The sequence below is a fragment of the Pseudomonas sp. C9D1 genome (assembly GCF_056491235.1).
In genome coordinates this window covers 1,191,090-1,206,978 of sequence record NZ_JBSZIE010000002.1, presented here as the reverse complement: position 1 = coordinate 1,206,978, position 15,889 = coordinate 1,191,090, and the positions used below count along the sequence as shown (strand labels likewise).

11 protein-coding genes and 2 pseudogenes are annotated in these 15,889 nt (G+C 62.5%); 12 read left to right on the top strand and 1 reads right to left on the bottom strand.

The window, feature by feature from the left end:
* The first annotated feature begins 20 nt into the window (after positions 1-20).
* Positions 21-296, top strand: a complete 276-nt coding sequence (locus ACXI0U_RS13830; protein ID WP_479550407.1) for a YkgJ family cysteine cluster protein — start codon at positions 21-23, stop codon at positions 294-296.
* Positions 297-342: 46 nt separating this feature from the next.
* On the top strand, positions 343-957 hold the full coding sequence (locus ACXI0U_RS13825) for an START domain-containing protein (RefSeq protein WP_043245665.1): 615 nt from the start codon (positions 343-345) through the stop codon (positions 955-957).
* A gap of 231 nt (positions 958-1,188) precedes the next feature.
* On the opposite strand, the gene gltA is transcribed toward ACXI0U_RS13825, so the two are convergent.
* Positions 1,189-2,478: a citrate synthase gene (gene gltA / locus ACXI0U_RS13820; RefSeq protein WP_431482215.1), complete on the bottom strand. Its 1,290-nt coding sequence runs from the start codon at positions 2,476-2,478 to the stop codon at positions 1,189-1,191.
* 361 nt (positions 2,479-2,839) lie between these two features.
* Between gltA and sdhC the strand changes: the two genes are divergently transcribed.
* From sdhC to brnQ, 10 genes and pseudogenes are all read left to right on the top strand, one after another.
* Positions 2,840-3,214, top strand: coding sequence for a succinate dehydrogenase, cytochrome b556 subunit (gene sdhC, locus ACXI0U_RS13815; protein ID WP_081711608.1), 375 nt, complete (start codon positions 2,840-2,842; stop codon positions 3,212-3,214).
* The gene (sdhD, locus tag ACXI0U_RS13810; protein WP_021216847.1) at positions 3,208-3,576 is read left to right on the top strand and encodes a succinate dehydrogenase, hydrophobic membrane anchor protein; all 369 of its coding nucleotides are present in this window, start codon (positions 3,208-3,210) and stop codon (positions 3,574-3,576) included. The genes sdhC and sdhD overlap by 7 nt, the downstream gene beginning before the upstream one ends.
* Before the next feature lie 3 nt (positions 3,577-3,579).
* Complete coding sequence (gene sdhA / locus ACXI0U_RS13805) at positions 3,580-5,352, top strand: succinate dehydrogenase flavoprotein subunit (RefSeq protein WP_031286831.1); 1,773 nt, start codon at positions 3,580-3,582, stop codon at positions 5,350-5,352.
* A 26-nt stretch (positions 5,353-5,378) separates the two neighbouring features.
* Entirely contained in the window at positions 5,379-6,086 is a 708-nt protein-coding gene (locus tag ACXI0U_RS13800) for a succinate dehydrogenase iron-sulfur subunit (protein WP_031286833.1), read from the top strand.
* A gap of 250 nt (positions 6,087-6,336) precedes the next feature.
* Entirely contained in the window at positions 6,337-9,168 is a 2,832-nt protein-coding gene (locus ACXI0U_RS13795) for a 2-oxoglutarate dehydrogenase E1 component (RefSeq protein WP_031286835.1), read from the top strand.
* 44 nt (positions 9,169-9,212) lie between these two features.
* Entirely contained in the window at positions 9,213-10,445 is a 1,233-nt protein-coding gene (gene odhB, locus ACXI0U_RS13790; RefSeq protein WP_316927339.1) for a 2-oxoglutarate dehydrogenase complex dihydrolipoyllysine-residue succinyltransferase, read from the top strand.
* Between the two features lie 89 nt (positions 10,446-10,534).
* The gene (lpdA, locus tag ACXI0U_RS13785) at positions 10,535-11,971 is read left to right on the top strand and encodes a dihydrolipoyl dehydrogenase (protein ID WP_271658322.1); all 1,437 of its coding nucleotides are present in this window, start codon (positions 10,535-10,537) and stop codon (positions 11,969-11,971) included.
* Positions 11,972-12,172: 201 nt separating this feature from the next.
* The gene (gene sucC / locus ACXI0U_RS13780) at positions 12,173-13,339 is read left to right on the top strand and encodes an ADP-forming succinate--CoA ligase subunit beta (protein WP_021216853.1); all 1,167 of its coding nucleotides are present in this window, start codon (positions 12,173-12,175) and stop codon (positions 13,337-13,339) included.
* Positions 13,339-14,225, top strand: a pseudogene (gene sucD / locus ACXI0U_RS13775) (succinate--CoA ligase subunit alpha). The gene sucC and the pseudogene sucD overlap by 1 nt, the downstream one beginning before the upstream one ends.
* Before the next feature lie 277 nt (positions 14,226-14,502).
* Positions 14,503-15,823, top strand: a pseudogene (brnQ, locus tag ACXI0U_RS13770) (branched-chain amino acid transport system II carrier protein).
* Positions 15,824-15,889: the final 66 nt, after the last annotated feature.

Here is a 15,889-nt window from a genome sequence, read left to right as displayed (position 1 = left end):
TTGCAGAGGGGCCCCTGATCATGATTTGTCGTGCAGGTTGTGGCGCCTGTTGCATCGCGCCATCCATCAGTTCACCCATCCCCGGCATGCCCAAGGGCAAGGCGGCGGGGGAGCGTTGCATCCATCTCTCCGTCGAGCATCTCTGCTCGATATTCGGCCAACCGGAGCGGCCGAAGGTCTGTGCCGACTTCGATGCCGATCTTTTTGTCTGTGGCGACAGCCGGGAAGAGGCGATACGTTTGCTGGGCTGGTTGGAACAAGAGACGGCCGTGACGGTCAGTCAATCTATCCAGTAGCTGTCCTGATGGACGACGGCTGGTCATCATAAGAAGGAGAACAAAGATGGTTTCGCTGCAACGAATGGCTGTGATCTGCGGCTTTAGCGCCACTGCGCTGCTGGCCTCGACTGCCCATGCCGAGGACTGGAAGCTGGCCAAGGACGAGGACGGCATCAAGGTATACCTGAGCGAGGTTGCCGGCTCCAAGTACAAGGCCTATCGCGGGGTCGCCACCCTGAAAACCGACGTCACCACCCTGCGCAAGCTGCAGGAGGACGTTTCCGGCTCCTGCGCCTGGATTCACGAGTGCGAGCAGCAGAAGCTGCTGAAGTCGGAAGGCGCCGACAGCTGGACCTACACCCGCTTCAATACCCCCTGGCCCGTTACCCCGCGTGACTCGGTCATCCATGCCACCACCACCGAAGGCGCCGACGGCAGCCTGACCCGCACCCTCAAGGGCGAGCCCAAGTACGTGCCGGAAGAGAAAGGCTTCGTGCGTGTGGCCGCCGTGGATGGTGTATGGAAGTTCGTGCCCAAGGGTCCGGGCGAAGTCGAGGTGACCTACCAGGTGCACACCGAGCCGGGCGGCAGCGTGCCCTCCTGGCTGGCCAACAGCTTCGTGGTCGACGCGCCGTTCAATACGCTCAGCCACCTGCGCGAGCGCGCCGAGAAGAAGTGATCGGCCGCTGACACGACAAGGCCCCGCGATGCGGGGCCTTTTCATTGGTGCAACCTGCCCGGATTGGCGGGCGGAGCGCGTGGTTTTCGTAGGTTGGCGCCGAGCACCGCGAGGCCAACGCATCCTGGGTTGTAGCCCTCAAGATCCCCGTGTCCGCCGTCAGTGCTGCCGACGTACCCTTCGCCCATGAAAAAGCCCCGCAGATGCGGGGCTTCTCCTGGAGCGGACGTCTTACTTGCGCTTGTCGAGCGAGACGTAGTCGCGCTGCTCGTAGCCGGTGTACAGCTGGCGCGGACGGCCGATCTTGTACGGGCTGGAGAGCATTTCCTTCCAGTGGGAGATCCAGCCGACGGTACGCGCCAGGGCGAAGATCACGGTGAACATGCTGGTCGGAATGCCGATCGCCTTGAGGATGATCCCCGAGTAGAAGTCGACGTTCGGGTACAGGTTGCGTTCCTTGAAGTACGGATCGGTCAGGGCGATCTCTTCGAGACGCATGGCCAGCTCCAGCTGCGGATCGTTCTTGATCCCCAGTTCCTTCAGGACTTCGTCGCAGGTCTGCTTCATCACGGTGGCGCGCGGGTCGCGGTTCTTGTACACGCGATGGCCGAAGCCCATGAGCTTGAACGGGTCGTTCTTGTCCTTGGCCTTGGCGATGAACTTGTCGATGTTCGAGACATCGCCGATTTCATCGAGCATGGTCAGTACCGCTTCGTTGGCGCCGCCGTGTGCCGGGCCCCACAGGGCGGCGATGCCGGCTGCGATGCAGGCGAACGGGTTGGCACCGGACGAACCGGCCAGGCGAACGGTGGAGGTGGAGGCGTTCTGCTCGTGGTCCGCATGCAGGATGAAGATGCGATCCATGGCCTTGGCCAGTACCGGGCTGATCGGTTTGATCTCGCACGGGGTGTTGAACATCATGTGCAGGAAGTTTTCCGCGTAGTTCAGGTCGTTACGCGGATACATCATCGGCTGGCCCATGGAGTACTTGTAGACCATGGCGGCGATGGTGGGCATCTTGGCGACCAGGCGGATCGCGGAGATTTCGCGATGGTGCGGGTCGTTGATGTCCAGGGAGTCGTGATAGAAGGCGGAGAGGGCGCCGACTACGCCGCACATGATCGCCATCGGATGGGCGTCGCGGCGGAAGCCGTTGAAGAAGCTCTTCAACTGCTCGTGAACCATGGTGTGGTTCTTCACGGTGCTGACGAACTTGGCCTTTTCCTCTGCGCTGGGCAGTTCGCCGTTCAGCAGCAGATAGCAGGTTTCCAGGTAGTCGGATTCTTCTGCCAGTTGCTCGATGGGGTAGCCGCGGTGAAGCAGTACACCCTTGTCGCCGTCGATGTAGGTGATCTTCGACTCGCAAGAGGCGGTAGACATAAAGCCAGGATCAAAGGTGAAGCGACCCGTGGAGGTCAGGCCCCGCACATCGATTACATCGGGACCTACGGTACCGGACAGAACGGGCAGCTCGACGGGGGCAATGCCCTCGATGATCAACTGCGCTTTTTTGTCAGCCATAGCGGCCTCCTATTTATGCTTGAAATCATCAGACAGCCCCCCACGCAGGGCCCGCACCACTATAGTGAGATAAATGCGAATGTCAATTTGAAGAAACCCATATGGCAGAGGGGTTTGCGGGGTGTTTTTCGCGGAAAAAGGGCGCTATTTACGCCTTTTATATAAGGAGCGCAATCCGCTCTTAGGGGGAGGCCTTTCCGTTGTCATTAGTCAGCTAACTGTCTATACTCAGCGCCCGACTGCCAGGGGCCTTGAAGCCCGTATTCTGGTGGTCGGCACTCCTTTGGTGAGGGGTACCTGACCAGTGCACTTCCCGACAACTTGCCCTGATTGTTAGGGGCCTCAGTGTGAAAAAACAGCCGTGAATAGCCAACGACCTGTAAACCTAGATCTCAGGACCATCAAACTCCCAATCACTGCTTACACGTCCATTCTCCACCGTATTTCCGGTGTCATCCTTTTCGTCGGTATTGCTGTGCTGCTTTATGCGCTCGGCAAGTCGCTGGCATCCGAGGAAGGCTTCGGTGAGGTGAAGGCGTGCCTGACCAGTCCGCTGGCCAAGTTTGTGATTTGGGGCCTGCTGTCCGCATTGCTTTACCACCTGGTTGCCGGTGTGCGCCACCTGGTAATGGATGTGGGTGTCGGCGAGACGCTCGAGGGCGGCAAGCTGGGCTCGAAAATCGTCATCGCGATTTCCGCGGTGCTGATCGTGCTGGCGGGGGTGTGGGTATGGTAACCAATGTCACGAACTTCTCGCGTTCGGGCCTCTATGACTGGATGGCTCAGCGCGTTTCTGCAGTCGTTCTCGCGGCTTATTTCCTTTTCCTGCTGGGCTACCTCGTAGCGAATCCCGGCCTGACCTATGCTGACTGGCATGGTCTGTTCTCCCAGAACTGGATGCGCATCTTCAGCCTCCTCGGGCTGGTTGCACTCGGTGTACATGCCTGGGTTGGCATGTGGACCATCTCCACTGACTACCTGACGCCGATGGCGCTGGGCAAGTGGGCAACCGTTGTGCGTTTCCTGTTCCAGGCGGTCTGCGGCATCACCATGTTCGCGTACTTCGTCTGGGGCGTGCAGATTCTGTGGGGTATCTGATCCATGTCTAGCATTCGTACTCTTTCCTACGACGCCATCATCGTTGGTGGCGGCGGCGCCGGCATGCGTGCTGCGCTGCAACTGGCTCAAGGCGGCCACAAGACTGCCGTGGTCACCAAGGTCTTCCCGACCCGCTCGCACACCGTTTCCGCTCAGGGCGGCATCACCTGCGCCATCGCTTCGGCCGACCCGAACGACGATTGGCGCTGGCACATGTACGACACCGTCAAGGGCTCCGACTACATCGGTGACCAGGACGCGATCGAATACATGTGCTCCGTCGGCCCGGAAGCCGTGTTCGAGCTGGAGCACATGGGCCTGCCGTTCTCCCGTACCGAGCAAGGCCGCATCTACCAGCGTCCGTTCGGTGGCCAGTCCAAGGACTTCGGCAAGGGTGGCCAGGCTGCGCGTACCTGCGCTGCCGCCGACCGTACCGGTCATGCCCTGCTGCACACCCTGTACCAGGCCAACCTGAAGAACGGCACCTCGTTCCTCAACGAGTGGTACGCCGTCGACCTGGTGAAGAACCAGGATGGCGCCGTGGTCGGCATCATCGCCATCTGCATCGAGACCGGCGAGACCGTCTACATCCGCTCCAAGGCCGTGGTCCTGGCCACCGGTGGCGCTGGCCGCATCTATGCGTCCACCACCAACGCCCTGATCAACACCGGTGACGGTATCGGCATGGCACTGCGTGCCGGTGTGCCGGTGCAGGACATCGAGATGTGGCAGTTCCACCCGACCGGTATCGCCGGCGCCGGCGTCCTCGTGACCGAAGGCTGCCGTGGTGAGGGTGGCTACCTGATCAACGCCCATGGCGAGCGCTTCATGGAGCGTTACGCTCCGAACGCCAAGGACCTGGCCGGCCGCGACGTGGTCGCCCGCTCCATGGTCAAGGAAGTACTGGCCGGCAACGGCTGTGGCCCGGACAAGGACCACGTACTGCTGAAGCTCGACCACCTGGGCGAGGAAGTGCTGCACAGCCGCCTGCCGGGTATCTGCGAACTGTCGAAGACCTTCGCTCACGTCGACCCCGTCGTCGCTCCGGTACCGGTGATCCCGACCTGTCACTACATGATGGGCGGCGTTGCCACCAACATTCATGGCCAGGCCATCACCCAGGATGCCAGCGGCAAGGACATCATCATCGATGGCCTGTTCGCGGTCGGCGAAGTCGCCTGCGTGTCGGTACACGGTGCCAACCGCCTGGGCGGCAACTCGCTGCTCGACCTGGTGGTATTCGGTCGCGCCGCCGGTCTGCACCTGGAAAAAGCCCTCAAGGAAGGTATCGAGCACCGTGGTGCTTCGGAAACCGACCTGGAGCTGTCGCTCAAGCGCCTGTCCGGCGTCAACGAGCGCAGCAGCGGCGAAGACGTGGCTCCGCTGCGTAAAGAACTGCAGAACTGCATGCAGAACTACTTCGGTGTATTCCGCACCGGCGAGTACATGCAGAAGGGCATCGCCCAGTTGGCCGACCTGCGCGAGCGTATCGCCAACGTCAAGATCGCCGACAAGAGCCAGGCCTTCAACACCGCACGTATCGAAGCACTGGAACTGCAGAACCTTCTCGAAGTGGCCGAAGCAACTGCGATCGCAGCGGAGGTCCGCAAGGAATCCCGTGGCGCGCATGCCCGCGAAGACTTCGAAGAGCGTGATGACGAGAACTGGCTGTGCCACACCCTGTACTACCCGGGTGAGAAGCGCGTCACCAAGCGCGACGTCAACTTCGCGCCGAAGACCGTTCCTGCGTTTGAACCCAAAGTACGTACTTATTAAGGGTGGCTGATATGTCGCAAGCCAACATTCTGAAAGTCAGCGTTTATCGCTACAACCCGGACCAGGACGCTGCACCCTTCATGCAGGACTTCCAGGTCGACACCGGCGGCAAGGACATCATGGTCCTGGACGTGCTGGCCCTGATCAAGGAACAGGACGAAGGTTTCTCCTACCGTCGTTCCTGCCGTGAAGGCGTCTGCGGTTCCGACGGTATGAACATCAACGGCAAGAACGGCCTGGCCTGCATCACGCCGATCTCCGCTGCCGGCCTCAAGGGCGGCAAGCTGGTGATCCGCCCGCTGCCCGGCCTGCCGGTCATCCGTGACCTCGTCGTTGATATGAGCATCTTCTACAAGCAATACGAGAAGGTTAAACCCTTCCTGCAGAACGACACGCCCGCCCCGGCGATCGAGCGTCTGCAGTCGCCGGAAGAGCGCGAGAAGCTGGACGGTCTGTACGAGTGCATCCTGTGCGCCTGCTGCTCGACCTCCTGCCCGTCCTTCTGGTGGAACCCGGACAAGTTCCTCGGTCCCGCTGCGCTTCTGCAGGCCTATCGTTTCCTGGCCGACAGCCGCGACAACAAGACCGAAGAGCGTCTGGCCGCGCTGGACGATCCGTTCAGCGTGTTCCGCTGCCGCGGCATCATGAACTGCGTGAGCGTTTGCCCCAAGGGTCTGAACCCGACCAAGGCGATCGGTCACGTACGTCACATGCTGCTGCAAAGCGGTACTTGATGCGCTTCATGCTTTACCCGTAATACCTGCGGCGCCGGTTTGCTACCGGCGCAGCAGTAAACCAGGACAGCAGCTCACAAAGCGGCGGTCCTTACTTGAAAATATATAGATGACCAGCAGGGGCAACCGGGCTGGTGCCCGGACTATCTGCGGGATCCTTGGTGGCTTTACCGAGTCGCTGTGCCAGGACTATTGAAGCCACGATGCTGATTCCACGCCGGTGGTGTCCCCTTACCGAGGGTGACCAAGCATGCAAGAAAGCGTAATGCAGCGCATGTGGAACAGCGCCCACCTATCCGGTGGCAACGCTGCATATGTGGAAGAGCTCTATGAGCTTTACCTGCACGATCCCAACGCTGTGCCCGAAGAGTGGCGCACCTACTTCCAGAAGTTGCCGGCCGACGGTAACACCGCCACCGACGTATCGCATTCTACTGTTCGCGACCACTTCGTCCTGCTCGCCAAGAACCAGCGCCGCGCGCAGCCCGTATCGGCTGGCAGCGTAAGCAGCGAGCACGAGAAGAAGCAGGTCGAAGTCCTGCGTCTGATCCAGGCCTACCGCATGCGCGGCCATCAGGCGGCGACGCTCGACCCCCTCGGCCTCTGGCAGCGCAAGGTGCCGGCCGATCTGTCGATCAACCATTACGGCCTGACCGATGCCGACCTCGACACCACCTTCCGTACCGGTGAGCTTTACATCGGCAAGGAAGAGGCGACCCTGCGCGAGATCCATCAGTCGCTGCAGCAGACCTACTGCCGCACCATCGGTGCCGAGTTCACCCACATCGTCGATTCCGACCAGCGCAAGTGGTTCCAGCAGCGCCTGGAAAGCGTGCGTGGCCGCCCGGCGTTCTCCGCCGAAGTGCAGAGCCACCTGCTCGAGCGCCTGACTGCGGCCGAAGGCCTGGAAAAGTACCTGGGCACCAAGTACCCGGGCACCAAGCGTTTCGGCCTGGAAGGCGGCGAAAGCCTGATTCCGATGCTGGACGAGATCATCCAGCGTTCCGGCTCCTACGGCACCAAGGAAATCGTCATCGGCATGGCCCACCGCGGTCGCCTCAACGTACTGGTCAACACCTTCGGCAAGAACCCGCGCGACCTGTTCGACGAGTTCGAAGGCAAGAAGGTCGAAGGCCTGTCCTCCGGTGACGTGAAGTACCACCAGGGTTTCTCCTCCAACGTCATGACCGCGGGTGGTGAAGTCCACCTGGCGCTCGCGTTCAACCCGTCCCACCTGGAGATCGTCTCCCCGGTAGTCGAGGGGTCCGTTCGTGCCCGTCAGGATCGCCGCCAGGACAAGGCCGGCGACAAGGTACTGCCGATCTCCATCCACGGCGACGCCGCCTTCGCGGGCCAGGGCGTGGTCATGGAAACCTTCCAGATGTCGCAGACCCGCGGCTACCGCACCGGCGGTACCGTGCACATCGTCATCAACAACCAGGTCGGTTTCACCACCAGCCGTCAGGACGACTCGCGCTCCACCGAGTACGCCACCGACGTCGCGAAGATGATCCAGGCGCCGATCTTCCACGTGAACGGCGACGACCCGGAAGCCGTGCTCTTCGTGACCCAGTTGGCCGTCGACTACCGCATGCAGTTCAAGCGTGACGTGGTCATCGACCTGGTCTGTTACCGCCGTCGCGGTCACAACGAGGCCGACGAGCCGAGCGGCACCCAGCCGCTGATGTACCAGCAGATCGCCAAGCAGCGCACCACTCGCGAGCTCTATGCCGATGCCCTGATCCAATCCAGCGTGCTGGACGACGATCGCGTGCAGGCCAAGATCGACGAGTACCGCACCGCCCTGGACAACGGTCAGCACGTGGTCAAGAGCCTGGTCAAAGAGCCCAACAAGGAGCTCTTCGTCGACTGGCGTCCCTACCTGGGTCACACCTGGACCGCTCGCCACGACACCCGTTTCGAGCTCAAGACCCTGCAGGAGCTCTCCGCCAAGCTGCTGGAGATCCCGGAAGGCTTCGTCGTCCAGCGTCAGGTCTCGAAGATCCTCGAAGACCGCCAGAAGATGGGCGCCGGCGGCCTGCCGATCAACTGGGGCTACGCCGAAACCATGGCCTACGCCACTCTGCTGTTCGAAGGCCACCCGGTTCGCATCACCGGCCAGGACGTGGGTCGCGGCACCTTCTCGCACCGCCATGCGGCGCTGCACAACCAGAAGGATGCCGGTACCTACCTGCCCCTGCAGAACCTGTTCGACAAACAGCCGAGCTTCGAGCTGTACGACTCCTACCTCTCCGAGGAAGCCGTACTGGCATTCGAGTATGGCTACTCCACCACCACGCCCAACGCGCTGGTGATCTGGGAAGCCCAGTTCGGTGACTTCGCCAACGGCGCCCAGGTGGTGATCGACCAGTTCATCACCAGTGGCGAGCACAAGTGGGGTCGTCTCTGCGGCCTGACCATGCTGCTACCGCACGGCTACGAAGGGCAGGGCCCGGAGCACTCCTCCGCGCGCCTGGAGCGTTACCTGCAGCTGTGCGCCGAGCACAACATCCAGGTGTGCATGCCGACCACCCCGGCGCAGATCTACCATCTGCTGCGTCGCCAGGTGATCCGTCCGCTGCGCAAGCCGTTGGTCGTATTGACGCCCAAGTCCCTGCTGCGCCACAAGCTCGCCATTTCGACCCTGGAAGATCTGGCCGAAGGCTCGTTCCAGACCGTGATCAACGAGATCGACTCGATCGATCCGAAGAAAGTCGAGCGTCTGGTGCTGTGCAGCGGCAAGGTCTACTACGACCTGCTGGAAAAACGTCGTGCCGAAGGCCGTGAAGACATCGCCATCGTGCGTATCGAGCAGCTGTACCCGTTCCCGGAAGACGACCTGGCCGAAGTTCTTGCCCAGTACAAGAACCTCAAGCACATCGTCTGGTGCCAGGAAGAGCCGATGAACCAGGGCGCCTGGTACTGCAGCCAGCATCACATGCGTCGTGTCGCGGCAGCCCACAACAAAGGCCTGTTCCTCGAGTACGCCGGGCGTGACGCCTCGGCCTCTCCGGCCTGCGGCTATGCCTCGATGCACGCCGAGCAGCAGGAAAAACTGCTGCAAGATGCCTTTACTGTTTAACGCCTTCGTGCAGAAGAAACCGAATTAGATAGGAACCCATACAAATGGCTATCGAGATCAAAGCCCCTACATTCCCGGAATCGGTTGCCGACGGCACCGTGGCTACCTGGCACAAGAAGCCGGGCGAGGCCGTCAAGCGTGACGAGCTGATCGTCGACATCGAGACCGACAAGGTAGTGCTTGAAGTACTGGCCGAAGCCGACGGCGTGCTGGCTGAAATCGTCAAGAACGAGGGCGACACCGTCCTCAGCGGCGAACTGCTGGGCAAACTGACCGAAGGTGGCGCCGCCAGCGCTGCTCCTGCCGCCGCTGCAGCCCCGGCTGCCGCTGCCCAGGCCGCCGCTCCGGCTGCTGCTGCTGGTGGTGACGACGCCATCCTCTCCCCGGCCGCTCGCAAGCTGGCCGAAGAGAACGGCATCGACCCGAACAGCATCGCCGGCACCGGCAAAGGCGGTCGCGTGACCAAGGAAGACGTGGTAGCTGCCGTCGAAGCGAAGAAATCCGCTCCGGCCGCCGCCCCGGCTGCCAAGGCTGCCGCTCCGGCCGCCGAGGCCCCGGTCTTCGCCGCGGGTGACCGCGTCGAGAAGCGCGTCCCGATGACCCGCCTGCGTGCCAAGGTCGCCGAGCGCCTGGTCGAAGCACAGTCCACCATGGCCATGCTGACCACCTTCAACGAAGTCGACATGACCGAAGTCATGGCCCTGCGTTCGAAGTACAAGGACCTGTTCGAGAAGACCCACAACGGCGTGCGCCTGGGCTTCATGTCCTTCTTCGTCAAGGCGTCCGTCGAGGCGCTGAAGCGCTTCCCGGCCGTCAACGCCTCGATCGACGGCAACGACATCGTCTACCACGGCTACCAGGACATCGGCGTAGCCGTTTCCAGCGACCGTGGCCTGGTGGTTCCGGTCCTGCGCAACGCCGAGCTGATGAGCCTGGCCGAAGTCGAGAACGGCATCGCCACCTTCGGCAAGAAGGCCCGTGACGGCAAGCTGTCCATCGACGAGATGACCGGTGGCACCTTCACCATCACCAACGGCGGCACCTTCGGTTCGATGATGTCGACCCCGATCGTCAACCCGCCGCAGGCCGCCATCCTCGGCATGCACAACATCATCCAGCGTCCCATGGCCATCAACGGCCAAGTGGTCATCCGCCCGATGATGTACCTGGCTCTGTCCTACGATCACCGTCTGATCGATGGCAAGGAAGCCGTCAGCTTCCTGGTGACCATCAAGAACCTGCTGGAAGATCCGGCTCGTCTGCTGCTGGACATCTAAATCAGTTGCAAGCCACACGCCGCAAGCTGCAGAACATCGCAGCCCGGCCTGTGGCTTGCCGCTTGAAGCTCGAGGCTTAGGAGAACGTTATGACCCAGAAATTCGACGTGGTAGTGATTGGTGCGGGCCCCGGCGGTTACGTTGCGGCCATCAAGGCGGCCCAGCTCGGCCTGAAAACCGCCTGCATCGAGAAATACCAGGACAAGGACGGCAAGATCGCCCTGGGCGGTACCTGCCTGAACGTCGGCTGCATTCCGTCGAAGGCGCTGCTGGACAGCTCCTACAAGTACCACGAGGCCGTTGATGGCTTCAAAATCCACGGCATCGAAGCCAAGGGCGTCAGCATCGACGTACCGGCCATGGTCGCCCGCAAGAACGGCATCGTTAAGAACCTGACCGGCGGTGTAAGCACCCTGTTCAAGGCCAACGGCGTCACCCTGCTGGAAGGCCACGGCAAGCTGCTGGCCAACAAGCAGGTCGAAGTCACCGGTTCCGACGGCAAGACCCAGATCGTCCAGGCCGAGAACGTGATCCTCGCGTCCGGCTCGCGTCCGGTCGACATCCCGCCGGCCCCGGTCGACCAGGACGTCATCGTCGACTCCACCGGTGCCCTGGACTTCCAGGCCGTACCGAAGAAGCTGGGCGTTATCGGCGCTGGCGTGATCGGTCTCGAGCTGGGTTCCGTCTGGGCCCGCCTGGGCGCCGAAGTCACCGTGCTCGAAGCCCTGGACAAGTTCCTGCCGGCCGCTGACGAGCAGATCGCCAAGGAAGCCCTGAAGGTCCTCACCAAGCAAGGCCTGAAGATCCGCCTGGGCGCTCGCGTCACCGGTTCCGAAGTGAAGAAGAAGCAGGTCACCGTCAGCTTCACCGACGCCGAAGGCGAGCAGAAGCAGGTGTTCGACAAGCTGATCGTTGCCGTTGGCCGTCGTCCGGTTACCACCGAGCTGCTGGCTGCCGACAGCGGTGTAACCCTCGACGAGCGTGGCTACATCTATGTCGACGACCACTGCAAGACCAGCGTTCCGGGCGTCTTCGCCATCGGTGACGTGGTCCGTGGCGCCATGCTGGCTCACAAGGCGTCGGAAGAGGGCATCATGGTCGCCGAGCGTATCGCCGGCCACAAAGCCCAGATGAACTACGACCTGATCCCGTCGGTGATCTACACCCACCCGGAAATCGCGTGGGTCGGCAAGACCGAGCAGTCCCTGAAGGCCGAAGGCGTCGAAATCAACATCGGTACCTTCCCCTTCGCGGCCAGCGGCCGTGCCATGGCTGCCAACGACACCACCGGCCTGGTCAAGGTCATCGCCGATGCCAAGACCGACCGCGTCCTGGGCGTCCACGTGATCGGCCCAAGCGCTGCGGAACTGGTCCAGCAGGGCGCCATCGGCATGGAATTCGGCACCAGCGCCGAAGACCTGGGCATGATGGTCTTCTCGCACCCGACCCTGTCCGAAGCGCTGCACGAAGCGGCCCTGGCCGTAAACGGCCACGCGATCCACATCGCCAACCGCAAGAAGCGTTGAGAAATCAGCCGGTGATGCCGCGCCTGTGCGTGGCATCTCCAGCGGATTCCTGAAAGAAGAACCACGGCGGGCTACCCGTCGTGAGTCCCCAGGGGCTCACCGCGGAAAGCCCGCCGGACTGCCTTTAAGCAGTCACAGGTGGCGCGGCACCACGAATGCAGCGCCGAATGGGCAATACCCAAACGAAGACGGTAGACAAGCATGAATCTCCACGAATATCAGGGTAAGCAGCTGTTCGCTGAATACGGCCTGCCCGTATCCAAGGGCTTCGCCGTGGACACCCCGGAAGAAGCCGCAGAAGCCTGCGAAAAAATCGGTGGCAGCGAGTGGGTCGTCAAGGCCCAGGTCCACGCCGGCGGCCGCGGTAAAGCGGGCGGCGTAAAGCTGGTCAAGAGCAAGGACGACGCCAAGGCGTTCGCCGCCAACTGGCTCGGCAAGCGCCTGGTGACCTACCAGACCGACGCCAATGGCCAGCCGGTCACCAAGATCCTGGTTGAGTCCTGCACCGATATCGCCAAGGAGCTGTACCTGGGCGCCGTGGTAGACCGTTCCAGCCGCCGTATCGTGTTCATGGCGTCCACCGAAGGTGGCGTGGACATCGAGAAAGTCGCTCACGAGACCCCCGAGAAGATCCTCAAGGCCACCGTTGACCCGCTGGTCGGCGCTCAGCCTTACCAGGGTCGTGAACTGGCCTTCCAACTGGGCCTGCAAGGCGACCAGATCAAGCAGTTCACCCACATCTTCGTGAACCTGGCCAAGCTGTTCCAGGACTACGACCTGGCCCTGCTGGAAGTGAACCCGCTGGTGATCAAGGCCGACGGCAACCTGCACTGCCTGGACGCCAAGATCAACATCGACAGCAACGCCATGTACCGTCAGCCCAAGCTGCGCGCCATGCACGACCCGTCCCAGGACGACGCTCGTGAAGCCCATGCGCAGAAGTGGGAACTGAACTACGTCGCGCTGGAAGGCAACATCGGCTGCATGGTCAACGGCGCTGGCCTGGCCATGGGCACCATGGACATCGTCAACCTGCACGGTGGCAAGCCTGCCAACTTCCTCGACGTCGGCGGCGGTGCTACCAAAGAGCGCGTGACCGAAGCCTTCAAGATCATCCTGTCCGACAGCAACGTCGCTGCCGTTCTGGTGAACATCTTCGGCGGTATCGTTCGTTGCGACATGATTGCCGAAGGCATCATCGGTGCAGTGAAAGAAGTCGGCGTGAAGATCCCGGTGGTCGTCCGCCTGGAAGGCAACAACGCCGAGCTCGGCGCCAAGGTCCTGGCCGAAAGCGGTCTGAACATCATCGCTGCGACCAGCCTGACCGACGCTGCCCAGCAGGTCGTCAAGGCCGCGGAGGGTAAGTAATGAGCGTCCTGATCGAATAAAGACACCAAAGTAATCTGCCAGGGCTTCACCGGCTCGCAGGGTACCTTCCACTCCGAACAAGCCATCGCCTACGGCACCAAGATGGTCGGCGGCGTGACCCCCGGCAAGGGCGGCACCACCCACCTCGGCCTGCCGGTGTTCAACACCGTCAAGGAAGCTGTGGAAGCCACCGGCGCTGACGCTTCGGTGATCTACGTTCCGGCTCCGTTCTGCAAGGATTCCATCCTCGAAGCGGCTTTCGGCGGCATCAAGCTGATCGTCTGCATCACCGAAGGCATCCCGACCATCGACATGCTGGAAGCCAAGGTCAAGTGCGACGAGCTGGGCGTACGCCTGATCAAGCCAACTGCCCGGGCGTGATCACTCCCGGCGAGTGCAAGATCGGCATCATGCCGGGTCACATCCACCTGCCGGGCAAAGTAGGCATCGTGTCGCGTTCCGGCACCCTGACCTATGAAGCCGTGAAGCAGACCACCGACGCCGGCTTCGGCCAGTCCACCTGCGTGGGCATCGGTGGCGACCCGATCCCGGGCTCCAACTTCATCGACATCCTGAAGCTGTTCCAGGAAGACCCGAAGACCGAAGCGATCGTCATGATCGGTGAGATCGGCGGTTCCGCTGAAGAAGAAGCCGCTGCCTTCATCAAGGCCAACGTGACCAAGCCGGTGGTGTCCTACCTGCGGGTGTCACCGCTCCGGCCGGCAAGCGCATGGGCCACGCTGGCGCCATCATCTCCGGCGGCAAGGGCACTGCGGACGAGAAGTTCGCTGCCCTGCAAGACGCGGGTGTGAAGACCGTGCGTTCCCTGGCTGACATCGGCAAGGCCCTGGCCGAGCTGACCGGTTGGGAAGTGAAGAAGGCCTAAGGCTTTCCGAACTGAGCAAAGGCCACCTTCGGGTGGCCTTTGTGTTTGTTCTGCGCCTGTCCTCCAGGCGACAGATAGTTAATTCCAGTCGACAGGCTGATGCATGTCAGTGCCGGTCCGCTGCACAAATCGCTAGTCTTGCACCCCTCAAGCTCGCCGAGGCTCCACAAGGGCAGGTAACGGGCACCCATGGTCGATCCCAAAACGGATGGATGACGTTTCCCATACCCCGGGGAAACCCTCTGAAATTATGAAATTCTGCCTGTGTATCCCCCCTATGACTCGTTTGAAAGGCTCGGACCTCCTGGCCCTCGGCTTCATGACATTCGCGCTGTTCCTCGGCGCCGGCAACATCATCTTCCCGCCCAGCGCCGGCATGGCCGCAGGCGACAACGTCTGGCGCGCCGCGCTGGGCTTCCTGCTCACCGGGGTCGGGCTCCCGCTGCTCACCGTGGTCGCCCTGGCGCACGGCGCGCGTCGGTGGCGGCATGGACCGCCTGACCGCGCCGCTCGGCAAGGCCGCCGGCCTGGCCTTCGCGGTAGCCGTGTACCTGGCCATAGGGCCCCTGTTCGCCACTCCGCGTACTGCCGTGGTCTCCTTCGAGATGGGTGTGGCGCCCTTCACCGGTGAAAGCGGTATCGCTCTGTTCACCTACAGCGCGCTGTATTTCGTAGCTGTGCTGTTCCTGGCCCTCAACCCCGGCAAGCTGGTCGAACAGCATCGGCAAGTTCATCACCCCCGTGCTGCTGGCGGCACTCCTGGTACTCGGCGGCGCCACCCTGAGCATGCCGGCGGGCCCCATCGGCAGCACCTCGCAGGCCTACCAGGCCGCGCCGCTGGTCGAAGGCTTCCTGCAGGGCTACCTGACCATGGACACCTGGGCGCCCTGGTATTCGGCATCGTCATCGCCACCGCCATCCGCGACCACGGCGTCGAGGACGCAGGCCTGGTCACCCGCTATTCGGTCATCGCCGGCATCATCGCCGCCTCTGGCTTGGCCATTGTCTACCTCGCGCTCTTCTACCTCGGCGCCACCAGCCAGGGCATCGCCGGTGAGGCCCAGAACGGCGTGCAGATCCTCACCGCCTACGTGCAGCACACCTTCGGCACCATCGGCAGCCTGCTGCTGGCCGTGGTCATCACCCTGGCGTGCCTGACCACCGCCGTGGGCCTGCTCACCGCCTGCGGCGAGTTCTTCAGCCGCATCCTGCCGGTCTCCTACCGCACCGTGGTGCTCGGGCTCGCCGCGTTCAGCCTGCTGGTGGCCAACCAGGGGCTGACCCAACTGATCGCCTTCTCGGTGCCCGTGCTGGTCGGTTTGTACCCCCTGGCTATCGTCCTGGTGGCGCTGAGCCTGTGCGACCGCCTATGGCTGTCGTCGCGCCGCGTTTTCGTGCCCACCATGCTGGTCGCGCTGCTCTTCGGCCTCATCGATGGCCTGGGCGCCGCCGGCTTCAAGTCGCTGGTGCCGTCCTTCATCGAGCACCTGCCGCTCTCCAGCCAGAGCCTGGCCTGGCTGCTGCCGGTGCTGGTGGTACTGGTACTGGCCGTCATCGTCGACCGTCTGGCCGGCCGTCCCGCCGTCGCGCCGGCCTGAGCCAGCGTACGCTGCATCAGAGGCCGCCTTCGGGCGGCCTTTTTCATGGTCGCCATGGCACCGCGT

Excerpts from the sequence above, each read along its gene's own strand:
- ACXI0U_RS13830 (WP_479550407.1), top strand. The coding sequence starts at position 21 with ATGATTTGTCGTGCAGGTTGTGGCGCCTGTTGCATCGCGCCATCCATC.
- ACXI0U_RS13825 (WP_043245665.1), top strand. The coding sequence starts at position 343 with ATGGTTTCGCTGCAACGAATGGCTGTGATCTGCGGCTTTAGCGCCACT.
- gltA (WP_431482215.1), bottom strand. The coding sequence starts at position 2,478 with ATGGCTGACAAAAAAGCGCAGTTGATCATCGAGGGCATTGCCCCCGTC.
- sdhD (WP_021216847.1), top strand. The coding sequence starts at position 3,208 with ATGGTAACCAATGTCACGAACTTCTCGCGTTCGGGCCTCTATGACTGG.
- sdhA (WP_031286831.1), top strand. The coding sequence starts at position 3,580 with ATGTCTAGCATTCGTACTCTTTCCTACGACGCCATCATCGTTGGTGGC.
- ACXI0U_RS13795 (WP_031286835.1), top strand. The coding sequence starts at position 6,337 with ATGCAAGAAAGCGTAATGCAGCGCATGTGGAACAGCGCCCACCTATCC.
- odhB (WP_316927339.1), top strand. The coding sequence starts at position 9,213 with ATGGCTATCGAGATCAAAGCCCCTACATTCCCGGAATCGGTTGCCGAC.
- lpdA (WP_271658322.1), top strand. The coding sequence starts at position 10,535 with ATGACCCAGAAATTCGACGTGGTAGTGATTGGTGCGGGCCCCGGCGGT.
- sucC (WP_021216853.1), top strand. The coding sequence starts at position 12,173 with ATGAATCTCCACGAATATCAGGGTAAGCAGCTGTTCGCTGAATACGGC.